Here is a 13016-nt window from a genome sequence, read left to right as displayed (position 1 = left end):
TCTAGTGATTTTGGCGAAGAGGTCACACCCGTTCCCATACCGAACACGGAAGTTAAGCTCTTCAGCGCCGATGGTAGTTGGGGGACTCCCCCTGCAAGAGTAGGACATCGCTAGGCAACAGAGGAGATTAGTTCTTTAGGAACTAATCTTTTTTGTTTATATAAAAACCGAAGGTTTCAGTAAAAATAAGTATAAATGATTAATTAAATAAAAATGACCTACTTCTCATTAGTAGGTCATTTTTATTTTCAAAAGTTATTAAGTGTTGGCATTTCTAACTCTCACCTTATGGACAATATTTAATTCTTGAAGTTTCTCAACCATTGTTTGTTTAGTTGAACCTTTAGATAATTTTACTAAAAGAGTATACTTAACTAATTCTAGGTTATCGGGTTCATACTCCTCTGAATTAATTTCGACAATTTCAATCTTTTCTTTAGAAATAAGCTCACTTAGAGTAGAGAGATTTCCTGATTGTTGTTTGACTACAATTGAAAGTTGTATGAACTTTTCCCCTTTTACTTTATTTTTATAGAGTGCTTCTAATTTATTTAAGAAAAAGAGCGTTGTAATGATAATAAGCGTTGTTAAAATAGCTTCAAAGAACATACCTATTCCAACAACTAACCCCAGTCCCGCAACTACCCATATGCTAGCAGCCGTTGTTAAACCTTTTACTGTAATACCTCGGTGTACTAAAATGGTTCCTGCACCAAGGAAGCCTATTCCGGAGATTACATACGATGGAATCCTACTAGGATCATATCCAACTAGGTTTGGATGCTCATTTAAATATCCCTCAAAACCAAACAGTGATACAAGCATTAATAAACAAGAACCAACACCAACTAGCATATGTGTTCTTAGTCCGGCGGGGTGATTTTTCATTTCCCTTTCAATTCCGATTAACCCACTTAATAAAACAATAAGTGATAATCGTATGGTTGACGTAATCATTTGTTCTGTAATAAAAACCACGAATCCCCCTCCTGCAAAATTTTTCTATTTCATCTAACTCTATATTTGTATCTATATGAAAAGTATTTCTTATTATGAGATAGATATGATAAATCCATGAATTTATACTTTTTATAACAATGGATAAAGGAAAATACTCAGGTTTTAAAGTGTATAAAAAGGGTATTAAAGTCTATATAGTGTACTACTTCTATACATATTTAATTATATTTATATAAAATTAAAAATTTGTTTTGTATGAAGCATATTTTGGCAAAGCTATAAAATATAACAAACACAATAGTTGAAAAAATTTTGAATTCAATTTATGATATGGTTATAGTCAAATATAGTCAAAGTCAAGGTGGGGGTGTTGAGCCAGAGTGCGAAATATTTCTGATATCATTGAGCAGTATTTAAAGCAAGTGCTTGAGGTGAGCGATCGTGATATTGTGGAGATTAAAAGAAGTGAAGTGGCAGAGCAGTTCGAATGTGTCCCATCTCAAATTAATTACGTAATTAATACACGATTTACACTAGAGCGTGGATATTTAGTTGAAAGCAAGCGAGGTGGAGGAGGATATATTCGTATCATGAAGGTGAAATCACATGATGATGCACACCTCATCGAACAGTTAATACATTTAATTGAAAATAGAGTAAGCCAGGCGAGTGCAGAGGATGTCATATACAGGCTTGTAGAGGAAGGAATCACATCAAATCGCGAGGCTAAGATCATGTTAAGTGTTATTGATCGATCAGTCCTATTTTTAGAGCTTCCTTATCGTGATGAGCTTAGAGCAAGAATGCTAAAGGCCATGTTAAAATCACTGATGTATAAATAAAATAAAAATTCTCTATCTAAATTATTAGAGAGGTGTAAATATGATTTGCCAAGAATGTAAAAAGAGACCTGCTACTCTCCATTTCACAAAAATAGTAAATGGAGATAAAACAGAAGTTCATATTTGTGAGCATTGTGCTCAAGACAAAGGTGAAATGCTTATGTTTTCAGGAAACAATGGATTCTCAATTCATAACTTATTAGCTGGATTATTAAATATAGAACCACAAGTTTCTGAACCAACGAAAGACGCATTTCAAAAAAATGAAGTTTTACAATGTGAAAAGTGTAAGATGACATTTCAGCAATTTGCAAAGGTTGGTCGATTCGGTTGTTCTAATTGCTATAAAACATTTGGAGATCATTTAAATCCAATACTCAAAAGAGTGCATAGTGGAAACACCACTCATAATGGAAAAATCCCAAAACGTATTGGTGGTAGTATTCATACTCGTAAACAAATTTCTGAATTGAAAGCAAAGCTACAGGAATATATCAGTTTAGAAGAATTTGAAAAGGCTGCTGAAATTCGAGATCAAGTTAGGGCGTTAGAGCGAAATATAGGTGAGCATAGAGAGGGGGATCAATAATCTATGTCGCTTGAACGATTTATAGATAAGGCAATTAGTTCATGGATGAACCAAGATGGACCGGAAATGGATATTGTTTTAAGTTCAAGAGTTCGTTTAGCACGAAATTTAGAGCATATTTTGTTTCCTACGTTAGCAACAAATGATGAATCAAAGGATGTCGTACAGTTATTTGCAGGACAGTTTTCACAACAGCATTTCTCTAATATCGGAGAATTGGAATTATTAGATATGAATGAGCTTCAACCAATTGAAAAGAGAGTGCTCGTTGAAAAACACCTTATAAGTCCACATCTGGCTGAGGATTCACCTTTTGGTGCTTGTTTATTATCTGAAAATGAAGAACTTAGTATTATGATTAATGAAGAAGATCATATACGAATTCAGTGTTTATATCCAGGTTTCCAATTAGAAGAAGCGTTGAAAACGGCAAATGAACTAGATGATTGGATTGAAACTCAAGTAGATTATGCATTTGATGAAAAAAGAGGTTATCTTACTAGCTGTCCTACAAATGTTGGGACTGGTCTTAGAGCATCAGTTATGATGCACTTACCAGCTTTAATACTTACACAGCAAATGAGTCGAATTATACCAGCGATTAATCAATTAGGCTTAGTTGTAAGAGGTACTTATGGTGAGGGAAGTGAAGCTTTAGGGAATATCTTTCAAATATCCAACCAAATTACCTTAGGAAAAACTGAAGAGGATATTGTTGGAGATCTAAAAAGTGTGGTAGGACAACTAATTTCTCAGGAACGTTCTGCAAGAGACGCATTAGTTAAGACTTCAAACATACAATTAGAAGACAGGGTGTATCGCTCTTATGGTATTTTAGCAAATAGTCGAATCATTGAATCAAAGGAAGCAGCTAAATGCTTATCAGATGTGCGCTTAGGTATTGACTTAGGATATATTAGTGATTTATCAAGTAACATCTTAAATGAATTAATGATTTTAACTCAGCCAGGATTTTTACAATTATATGCTGGTGGAGCATTGAGACCAAGTGAAAGAGACGTTAGAAGAGCTACATTAATTAGAGAGAGATTAAAGCTAGAGAAAAAAAAGACTAATGGCATGGAGGTTGATGAATCATGATGTTTGGAAGATTTACTGAACGTGCACAAAAGGTTTTAGCATTAGCGCAAGAAGAGGCTGTACGCTTAGGACATAACAATATTGGTACAGAACATATTTTACTTGGATTGATCCGTGAGGGTGAAGGGATTGCTGCTAAGGCATTAGTAGCCCTTGAATTAGGACCTGAGAAAATTCAAAAAGAAGTTGAGGCATTAATCGGTAGAGGTCAAGATGCATCTCAAACGATTCACTATACACCTCGTGCAAAAAAGGTAATCGAACTTTCTATGGACGAAGCAAGAAAACTAGGCCATTCATATGTTGGTACTGAGCATATCCTTTTAGGATTGATCCGAGAAGGTGAAGGTGTTGCTGCACGTGTATTAAATAACTTAGGTGTAAGCTTAAACAAAGCAAGACAACAAGTTCTTCAATTACTAGGTAGTAATGAATCCTCTTCAGGTCATCAAGGTGGAGGCGCAGTTAGTGCTAATACTCCTACTTTAGATAGTCTTGCTCGTGATCTAACAGCGATAGCAAGAGAAGGAAGCCTTGACCCTGTTATAGGACGAAGCAAGGAAATTCAGCGTGTAATTGAAGTTTTAAGCCGTCGTACAAAAAACAATCCCGTACTAATTGGTGAGCCTGGTGTTGGTAAAACTGCTATCGCTGAGGGCTTAGCACAACAAATCATCAATAATGAGGTTCCAGAAACCTTAAGAGATAAGCGTGTAATGACCTTAGATATGGGAACTGTTGTTGCAGGTACAAAATATCGCGGAGAATTTGAAGATCGTTTGAAAAAAGTGATGGATGAGATTCGTCAGGCAGGAAATATCATTTTATTTATTGATGAGCTTCATACATTAATCGGTGCTGGTGGTGCTGAGGGTGCAATCGATGCGTCCAATATTTTAAAGCCTTCATTGGCACGAGGGGAATTACAATGTATTGGTGCAACTACTCTAGATGAGTATCGTAAATATATTGAAAAGGATGCTGCACTAGAACGCAGATTCCAACCGATTACTGTAGATGAACCAACAATTGATGAGTCGATCCAAATTTTACAGGGGTTGCGTGATCGCTATGAAGCACATCACCGTGTATCAATTATAGATGATGCGATTATTCAAGCAGTTAAACTATCAGATCGATATATTTCAGATCGATTTTTACCAGATAAAGCAATCGATTTAATTGATGAAGCTGGTTCGAAAGTTCGCTTGCGTTCATATACTGCGCCACCGAATTTAAAAGAGCTTGAAGCAAAATTAGAGGAAGTTCGTAAAGAGAAGGATGCAGCTGTTCAAAGCCAAGAGTTTGAAAAAGCGGCATCATTACGAGATAGTGAACAACGTTTGCGTGAGCAATTAGAAGAAACAAAGAAAACATGGAAAGAAAAGCAGGGGCAGGAGAATTCAGAAGTAACTGTTGAAGACATAGCAATGGTTGTCTCTAGCTGGACTGGGATTCCTGTTTCTAGGCTAGCCCAAACAGAAACAGATAAGTTACTTAATATGGAAGATATACTCCATTCACGAGTAATTGGTCAGGAAGAAGCTGTAAAAGCAGTCTCTAAAGCTGTAAGACGTGCACGCGCAGGTCTAAAGGATCCTAAGAGACCAATAGGGTCATTTATCTTCCTTGGGCCAACAGGTGTTGGTAAAACTGAGTTAGCAAGAGCACTAGCGGAGTCTATCTTTGGTGATGAGGATGCTATGATTCGTATTGATATGTCTGAATATATGGAGAAGCATTCAACATCACGTCTAGTTGGGTCACCTCCAGGATATGTTGGTTATGATGAAGGTGGACAATTAACTGAAAAGGTAAGAAGAAAGCCTTATTCAGTTGTACTTTTAGACGAGATTGAAAAAGCACATCCTGATGTATTCAATATTTTATTACAGGTTCTAGAAGATGGACGCTTAACAGATTCCAGGGGCCGTACAGTGGACTTTAGAAATACAATATTGATTCTAACATCTAATGTTGGTGCTAGTGAACTTAAACGAAACAAATACTTAGGATTTAATGTTCAAGATGAGGGTCGAGATTACAAAGATATGAAAGGCAAAGTGATGGAAGAATTGAAGAAGGCATTCCGTCCAGAGTTCCTAAACCGTATCGATGAGATTATCGTCTTCCATTCACTTGAAAAGAAACATCTTAAGGAAATTGTTACATTGATGTCTGATCAATTAACAAAGCGTCTAAAAGAGCAGGAACTAGATTTAGAAATAACGGATGCAGCCAAGGAAAAAATCGCTGAAGAGGGTTATGATCCTGAATACGGTGCACGTCCATTAAGAAGAGCTATTCAAAAGCAAATTGAAGATAAATTATCTGAAGAATTGTTGAGAGGCTCGATTGAAAAAGGACAACAAATTATTATGGATATCGAAAATGGTGAATTTGTTGTGAAGACTATAGAAAAAGTAAATCAAGCTTAACAAACTAAGAGGCTGACCCGATTCCAGTCTAAGTACCACTTACAAGGTCGAAATTTTACACAGACCTAGTGCTAGAAATAAGTGGTGCTTAGTCCTGAAGGTCAGCTTCATTTATTAACACCCTTACTATTTCTGTTAGTATCAGGAAAAATGTTCATAATTTATATATGATAAAGGTATTCTAATAAGAGAGGGTTCATTATTATGGTCAAAAAGAAAACAAAATTCACTTGCCAAACCTGTGGCTATGAATCTGCCAAATGGATGGGTAAGTGCCCCGGATGTAGTGCGTGGAATACTCTAGTTGAAGAGATTGAGCAAAAATCTCCAAGAAGAGGCGCATTTAATCATACCGCATCTACAATATTAAGTAAGCCATCACCAATCACCTCAATTGAAACAATTAGTGAACCTAGAATATATACCAAAAGTAAAGAGTTTGACCGGGTGTTAGGTGGAGGTATTGTTCGTGGCTCACTTGTACTTATAGGGGGGGACCCAGGAATAGGGAAGTCTACCTTACTTCTACAAGTATCATCACAGTTAGCTAGGGAGAATAGAGTACTTTATATCTCAGGTGAAGAATCAGTGAAGCAAACGAAGCTTCGTTCTGATCGTTTGGGAGTTACATCTGATGAGTTATTTGTTCTTGCTGAAACTGATTTAGAACATATCTCACAATCTATTTCAGAAGTAGAACCAGCATTTGTTGTTGTTGACTCTATTCAGACGATGTACCACTCTGAAATCAATTCTGCCCCGGGAAGTGTATCACAAGTGAGGGAATGTACCTCGGAATTAATGAGAATTGCTAAGACAAAGGGAATCGCTATCTTTATTGTTGGTCACGTGACGAAAGAGGGTTCTATTGCCGGTCCAAGAATCTTAGAACATATGGTAGATACTGTTTTGTATTTTGAGGGTGAACGACATCATACATATAGAATCCTAAGAGCGGTGAAAAATAGATTTGGTTCAACAAACGAGATGGGTATTTTTGAAATGAAAGAGACAGGATTAGAAGAGGTTGCAAATCCGTCAGAGATTTTTCTTGAAGAACGTTCCCAGGGTGCAGCCGGTTCCACTGTTGTGGCCTCCATGGAAGGTACACGTCCAGTACTGGTTGAAATTCAAGCCTTAATCTCACCAACTAGCTTTGGGAATCCACGTCGAATGGCAACTGGAATTGATCAAAATCGCGTGTCATTATTAATGGCAGTTCTAGAGAAAAGAGTGGGCTTGTTATTGCAAAATCAAGACGCGTATTTAAAGGTTGCTGGTGGTGTTAAGTTAGATGAGCCTGCTATCGATCTTGCTGTGGCAATAAGTATTGCTTCCAGTTTCAGAGATAAACCAACAGGTGCTACTGATGTCTTCGTTGGAGAGGTAGGGTTAACGGGTGAAGTTAGAAGAGTGTCCAGAATTGAACAGAGAGTCCAAGAAGCTGCAAAACTAGGTTTTCAAAGGGTTATTATTCCAGAGAGAAATCTCGGGGGATGGAGTATTCCAAAGGGTGTTAATGTTGTAGGAGTTTCTGATGTTAGGCAGGCACTCCAATATGCATTGGGGGGATGAAAATGGATGAAATTATACATCATGAGCAGAGTTTAGCGCGAATTTTAAAGTTTGTCGCGCCAGGCACACCTATTCGCGAGGGAATTGAAAATGTCTTAAGTGCAAAGACGGGTGGGCTGATCGTAGTAGGATATAATTCACCGATGGAAAGGATTGTAGATGGAGGTTTTCATATTAATTGTATTTTTTCACCTGCGTCTTTATATGAGTTAGCGAAAATGGATGGTGCCATTGTATTAGATGATGATGGAAAAAACATATTAATCTCAAATGCCCAGCTTATGCCTGATCCAACGACATTCTCCTCAGAAACAGGAATGAGACATAGAACAGCAGAAAGGGTAGCGAGGCAAACTGGTAACTTAGTAATTGCTATTTCACAAAGAAGAAATGTGATCACTTTATATAAAGGTGACCTAAGATATGTATTAAAAGATATAGGGGTAATTCTGACAAAGGGAAATCAAGCTATTCAAACCTTAGATAAGTACAAGTCAGTTTTAAAACAATCCATAAAGGATTTAAGTGCTTTAGAGTTTGAAAGTATTGTTACATTTCAAGAAGTAGTTCTAGTTATTCATAGAATTGAGATGGTTGTTAGAATTAAGAGTGAAATTCTGTGTTATATCAATGAGTTAGGAACAGAAGGACGTTTATTAAGTCTTCAATTAAAAGAATTACTGGTTAGTATTGAAGAAGAGGCAGCATCTATAATCAAAGACTATTCAAAAGGTAATTCAACAGATCCTTACTTAATTTTAGATCAATTACAAACCCTTTCGAACAAAGAATTATTGGATGATTTTATTCTTTTAAAGTTATTAGGATATTCTCCAATAACAAACCTGGAAGAAATTGTTTATCCAAGAGGTTATCGTGTCCTTCATAAAATCCCTAGACTACCGTCACATATTATTGAAAATGTGACAAATCATTTCAAACATTTGAAACATATTTTAACTTCATCCGTAGAAGATTTAGTAGAGGTAGAAGGGATAGGTGAAGTTCGAGCAAAAAAGATTAAGTCCGGATTACAGTATTTAAAAAAACAACTCACCATTGATCGGGAAATTTAATTATAGTAGAATGTAAAAATGTACCAATTGCTATTTGACTATAGAAATTTTGAATGATAATCTTTTAATATTAATCGTCTCTTTACATGTACATGTCAATACCTTTACATTTTAAAAAAACTATTTATAGTGGGTTTCAATTAGTATAAAGTGTTTATAATGAATAGGAGGAGGTGAAGGAATGTTAAAACGTATTGTGCATATCTTTTTTCTAATTGTTGGAGGAACACTTGGAATTTTCTTTATACCAGAGCTTTTTGAATTATTAAATATTGGTGACGTTCCTTATTTAGATAAACCTTACACATTAGCAGTTTTAGGTGCAATTATCTTATTTCTTACTACTTTCTGGTTAGTTGATTACATTGTGGGGTTAATTAAATGGCTTGAAGATACCCTTATAAAGGCACCAATTACCGATGTTATTATTGGTAGTCTAGGCCTTATATTTGGTTTAATTGTTGCCTTTCTAATCGTGATTCCTTTGGGTAAAATTCAGCTAGTTGTTGTTAACACGGTCATTCCGATTTTTGTTACTTTACTACTAGGATACCTTGGATTCCAAGTTGGATTTAAGAAAAGGGATGAATTAGTAAGCCTGCTTTCAATCAACAAAAGTAAGAAAAAAGGAAATGAAGAAGAGGAAATAGAACAAGAAAGTAAAAAGCTAAAAATCTTGGATACAAGTGTCATCATAGATGGTAGAATTGCTGATATATGTCAAACAGGTTTCTTAGAAGGAACAATTGTAATTCCACAGTTTGTTCTAGAAGAACTTCAACATATCGCCGATTCTTCTGATGTTCTTAAAAGAAATAGAGGAAGACGCGGTCTAGACATTCTAAACCGTATTCAAAAAGAGTTAGCCATAAAGGTCGAAATTTACGAAGGTGATTTTGAAGAAATTCAGGAAGTCGATAGTAAACTAGTAAAGCTAGCTAAATTAACGACCGGTGTGGTTGTCACAAATGATTTTAATTTAAACAAAGTCTGTGAATTACAAAATGTAGCAGTATTGAATATAAACGATTTAGCAAATGCAGTTAAACCAGTTGTTCTCCCAGGAGAAGAAATGAAGGTTCAAGTCATCAAAGATGGAAAAGAGCATAACCAAGGAATTGCTTATCTTGATGATGGTACGATGATTGTGGTTGAAGATGGAAGAGACTATATTGGAAAACACATTGATGTACTAGTGACGAGTGTGTTACAAACTTCTGCGGGAAGAATGATCTTTGCGAAGCCAAAGTTACTAGAAAAAGCATTATAGAATTTTCGGAGGTTTGATTGATAGAGGTTGGTTTAGGGTGGAATGAACTTGGTTTACAAACTGAGGAAAGGAAGCCGTTTACGTCTATCAGGAGCAAGCCTCTTTTTTTTGTATATGGAATGATCAGGGATAAATGGTAGAGGTGAAATAACATGCAATACGAAATTATAGTTCTTGCAGCTGGACAAGGGAAACGGATGAATGCCGGAAGAAATAAACAGTTTCTAATGATCAACTCGGTTCCATTAATTATACATACGTTAAAACTATTTGAAGAAGATGAGTGTTGTTCAGGAATCATTTTAGTGATAAATGAAAAGGAAACAGATGAAATTGAGAGTCTACTACAGGAATATTTATTTAATAAGGAAATAAAGATTGTTGCAGGTGGGAAGGAAAGGCAGGATAGTGTGTATAATGGATTGAAGGCGTTATGTGGAGAAGAGATTGTATTAGTACATGATGGAGCGAGACCGTTTGTGAAGATCCCTTTTATCCACTCGCTAGTAGATATGGCAAATACTCACGGTTCAGCCGTTTTAGGAGTTCCTGTTAAGGAGACTATTAAACAAGTAGCTGAAGATTCGGCTATTATTAAGACGATTGACCGTTCAGATGTGTGGTCGATCCAAACTCCACAGGCATTCAAAGTAGAAATCATTAAGCAAGCACATCAAAAAGCGGCTGAAGAGGAATTCCTTGGGACAGATGATGCAAGTTTAGTTGAACGATTAGGAAAAAATGTGTATATTGTTGAAAGTGATTATAAGAATATTAAATTAACAACTCCAGAGGATTTACTTTTTGCTGAAGCGATTCTTTCAAATTGGAGTAATCGATAGAAAAGGGGATGAACGTATGTTTCGAATTGGACAAGGCTATGATGTTCATCAATTGGTTGAAGGAAGGCCATTAATTATCGGAGGGATTGAGATTCCACATGAAAAGGGATTACTTGGACACTCTGATGCGGATGTATTGCTACATACGATTGCTGATGCATGTCTAGGAGCGATTGCTGCTGGAGATATTGGGAAGCACTTTCCTGATACGGACCCTGCATTTAAGGATGCGGACTCGGCCAAGCTATTAACTCATGTATGGAACATAATCAAAGAGGAAGGGTATTCCTTAGGAAATATTGATTGTACAATCATTGCCGAGAAGCCAAAAATGGCGCCTTATATTGAAAGAATGAAAGAGCGAATTGCTGAACTACTTGAGGCTAAAACATCTCAAATAAATGTAAAAGCAACAACAACAGAAAAGTTAGGTTTTACTGGTAGACAAGAGGGGATTGCTTCACAAGCAGTCGTACTTTTAGTGAAAAATAGTTAAATTAGATAAATAACGGAGGAACATATATGACAAAAGAAGTTAGAGTTCGCTATGCACCGAGTCCTACAGGACACCTACATATTGGAAATGCTAGAACAGCTTTATTTAATTATTTATTTGCTCGTAACCAAAATGGGAAATTTATTATCCGAATTGAGGATACAGATAAGAAGCGAAATATCGAGGGCGGAGAAGAAAGTCAATTAAAGTATTTAAAATGGTTAGGAATTGATTGGGATGAGAGTACTGATGTGGGAGGAGAATTTGGTCCTTATCGCCAATCAGAACGAAATGATATCTACCAAGAGCATTATGAAACGCTGTTAGAAAAAGGGTTAGCTTATAAATGTTATTGTACGGAGGAAGAGATTGAGCAAGAGCGTGAAGAACAAATTGCAAAAGGCGAAATGCCAGGCTATTCAGGTAAATGTCGTCATCTTTCACTTGAAGAGCAAGAGGCATTAGACAAACAAGGTAGACTACCAAGCATTCGTTTTAAAGTAATTGAAAATAAAGTGTATGCATTCAATGACATGGTCAAAGGTGAAATTTCTTTTGAATCAAATGGAATCGGCGATTACGTAATTGTCAAAAAGGATGGGACACCAACTTATAATTTTGCTGTTGCTGTTGATGATCATTTGATGCAAATTACACATGTTCTTCGTGGTGAGGATCATATATCGAATACACCTAAGCAATTGATGGTTTATGAAGCTTTGGGATGGGATGTTCCTCAATTTGGACACATGACATTAATTGTGAATGAAAATCGTAAAAAGTTAAGCAAGAGAGATGAATCAATCATTCAGTTCATTGAACAATATAAAGAATTAGGCTATTTACCAGAAGCTTTATTTAACTTTATTACACTATTAGGATGGTCTCCAGCGGGAGAAGAAGAGTTATATACAAAAGAACAGTTTATTGATATTTTTGATACTGCAAGACTTTCAAAATCACCAGCTGTATTTGATACACAAAAGTTAACATGGATGAATAACCAATATATTAAAGGTATTGACTCAGAAAGATTAGTTGAGATTGCACTACCACATTTAATCGCTGCAGGTCGAGTAAGTGAAACAATGAGTGATGAAGAGAAGGATTGGGCTAAGGAATTAATTTTACTTCATCAAGAGAAGATGAATTTCGGGGCTGAAATTGTTGAGTTGACAGAACTCTTTTTCAAAGATGAGCTTGTGTATGACGAAGAAGCAAAAGAGGTTTTATCAGAAGACCAGGTAGATGAGGTGCTTAAGTCTTTTGTAAATGAGCTTAATGCGCTGGATAGCTTTACTACTGATGATATTAAAGCAGCAATGAAGGCTGTTCAAAAGTCAACTGGTCAAAAAGGCAAGAAGTTATTTATGCCTATTCGAGTTGCTACAACAGGTCAAACGCATGGACCAGATCTACCAAAAGCGATTCACTTACTTGGTGTAGAGACAGTTATTAATCGTGTGAAAAGAGTTTTTAGTTAACATTTTCTATAAAATATAATATAGTTATCTTAGTATTCGAATAACCAATGAATTTATGGATAATGATAATAATTAAATAGATGAAAAGTGTTGAGAAGGAGAGTAAAAAAACATTTGCTTCAAAGAGAGAACCATCAACAGGCTGAAAGTGGTTTAAGTAAAGTGTTTTTTGAAATGCACCTTTGAGTCTTTTGTTGAAAGTACTAGTCTCACAGTATGAGTAGGCGAGAGCGGTTGCTCACCGTTACTAGAGCTAAAGTTGAGGTATCTTAATCATATAGGGTGCCTAAACAGAGTGGAACCGCGTGAAAACGTCTCTGTGTATAGACACAGAGGCGTTTTT

At 36.1% G+C, this 13016-nt stretch carries 11 protein-coding genes, 1 rRNA gene and 1 other annotated feature; of the genes, 11 read left to right on the top strand and 1 reads right to left on the bottom strand.

Annotated features, from left to right (window positions below):
• Positions 1-116 (top strand): 5S ribosomal RNA (rrf, locus tag BLQ56_RS20650).
• Between the two features lie 142 nt (positions 117-258).
• Here the strand turns inward: rrf and BLQ56_RS20645 are convergent.
• Positions 259-978, bottom strand: a complete 720-nt coding sequence (locus tag BLQ56_RS20645) for an MgtC/SapB family protein (protein WP_338011861.1) — start codon at positions 976-978, stop codon at positions 259-261.
• A gap of 362 nt (positions 979-1340) precedes the next feature.
• Between BLQ56_RS20645 and BLQ56_RS20640 the strand changes: the two genes are divergently transcribed.
• The 10 genes from BLQ56_RS20640 (at position 1341) to gltX (ending at position 12673) form a co-directional block, all read left to right on the top strand.
• The gene (locus BLQ56_RS20640; protein ID WP_090859119.1) at positions 1341-1802 is read left to right on the top strand and encodes a CtsR family transcriptional regulator; all 462 of its coding nucleotides are present in this window, start codon (positions 1341-1343) and stop codon (positions 1800-1802) included.
• A gap of 40 nt (positions 1803-1842) precedes the next feature.
• Positions 1843-2391, top strand: coding sequence for a protein-arginine kinase activator protein McsA (locus BLQ56_RS20635; RefSeq protein WP_090859115.1), 549 nt, complete (start codon positions 1843-1845; stop codon positions 2389-2391).
• A 3-nt stretch (positions 2392-2394) separates the two neighbouring features.
• Positions 2395-3492, top strand: coding sequence for a protein-arginine kinase McsB (locus tag BLQ56_RS20630; RefSeq protein ID WP_090859112.1), 1098 nt, complete (start codon positions 2395-2397; stop codon positions 3490-3492).
• Entirely contained in the window at positions 3489-5930 is a 2442-nt protein-coding gene (clpC, locus tag BLQ56_RS20625) for an ATP-dependent protease ATP-binding subunit ClpC (RefSeq protein WP_090859109.1), read from the top strand. The genes BLQ56_RS20630 and clpC overlap by 4 nt, the downstream gene beginning before the upstream one ends.
• A 204-nt stretch (positions 5931-6134) precedes the next feature.
• Positions 6135-7505 carry a DNA repair protein RadA gene (gene radA, locus BLQ56_RS20620; protein ID WP_090859106.1) on the top strand — a complete coding sequence of 457 codons (1371 nt, stop codon included), beginning with the start codon at positions 6135-6137 and terminating at the stop codon, positions 7503-7505.
• 2 nt (positions 7506-7507) lie between these two features.
• Positions 7508-8581 carry a DNA integrity scanning diadenylate cyclase DisA gene (disA, locus tag BLQ56_RS20615; RefSeq protein ID WP_090859103.1) on the top strand — a complete coding sequence of 358 codons (1074 nt, stop codon included), beginning with the start codon at positions 7508-7510 and terminating at the stop codon, positions 8579-8581.
• Positions 8582-8762: 181 nt separating this feature from the next.
• Positions 8763-9851, top strand: a complete 1089-nt coding sequence (locus tag BLQ56_RS20610; RefSeq protein ID WP_090859101.1) for a PIN/TRAM domain-containing protein — start codon at positions 8763-8765, stop codon at positions 9849-9851.
• 152 nt (positions 9852-10003) lie between these two features.
• The gene (gene ispD / locus BLQ56_RS20605) at positions 10004-10693 is read left to right on the top strand and encodes a 2-C-methyl-D-erythritol 4-phosphate cytidylyltransferase (RefSeq protein WP_090859098.1); all 690 of its coding nucleotides are present in this window, start codon (positions 10004-10006) and stop codon (positions 10691-10693) included.
• Between the two features lie 16 nt (positions 10694-10709).
• A complete protein-coding gene (gene ispF, locus BLQ56_RS20600) occupies positions 10710-11189 on the top strand; it encodes a 2-C-methyl-D-erythritol 2,4-cyclodiphosphate synthase (RefSeq protein WP_090859094.1) in 480 nt (159 codons plus the stop codon).
• A gap of 26 nt (positions 11190-11215) precedes the next feature.
• Positions 11216-12673, top strand: coding sequence for a glutamate--tRNA ligase (gene gltX, locus BLQ56_RS20595; protein ID WP_090859091.1), 1458 nt, complete (start codon positions 11216-11218; stop codon positions 12671-12673).
• A gap of 81 nt (positions 12674-12754) precedes the next feature.
• Positions 12755-12995 (top strand) — a binding site (T-box leader).
• Positions 12996-13016: the final 21 nt, after the last annotated feature.

It is taken from the genome of Litchfieldia salsa, from assembly GCF_900104555.1.
GTDB lineage: Bacteria > Bacillota > Bacilli > Bacillales > Bacillaceae_L > Litchfieldia > Litchfieldia salsa.
The sequence above is the reverse complement of the archived record's forward strand: the minus strand, read 5'-3'. Positions and strand labels throughout refer to the sequence as shown.

Coding starts and splice junctions, on each gene's coding strand:
- BLQ56_RS20635 (WP_090859115.1), top strand. CDS start 1,843: ATGATTTGCCAAGAATGTAAAAAGAGACCTGCTACTCTCCATTTCACA.
- BLQ56_RS20630 (WP_090859112.1), top strand. CDS start 2,395: ATGTCGCTTGAACGATTTATAGATAAGGCAATTAGTTCATGGATGAAC.
- clpC (WP_090859109.1), top strand. CDS start 3,489: ATGATGTTTGGAAGATTTACTGAACGTGCACAAAAGGTTTTAGCATTA.
- radA (WP_090859106.1), top strand. CDS start 6,135: ATGGTCAAAAAGAAAACAAAATTCACTTGCCAAACCTGTGGCTATGAA.
- disA (WP_090859103.1), top strand. CDS start 7,508: ATGGATGAAATTATACATCATGAGCAGAGTTTAGCGCGAATTTTAAAG.
- BLQ56_RS20610 (WP_090859101.1), top strand. CDS start 8,763: ATGTTAAAACGTATTGTGCATATCTTTTTTCTAATTGTTGGAGGAACA.
- ispD (WP_090859098.1), top strand. CDS start 10,004: ATGCAATACGAAATTATAGTTCTTGCAGCTGGACAAGGGAAACGGATG.
- ispF (WP_090859094.1), top strand. CDS start 10,710: ATGTTTCGAATTGGACAAGGCTATGATGTTCATCAATTGGTTGAAGGA.
- gltX (WP_090859091.1), top strand. CDS start 11,216: ATGACAAAAGAAGTTAGAGTTCGCTATGCACCGAGTCCTACAGGACAC.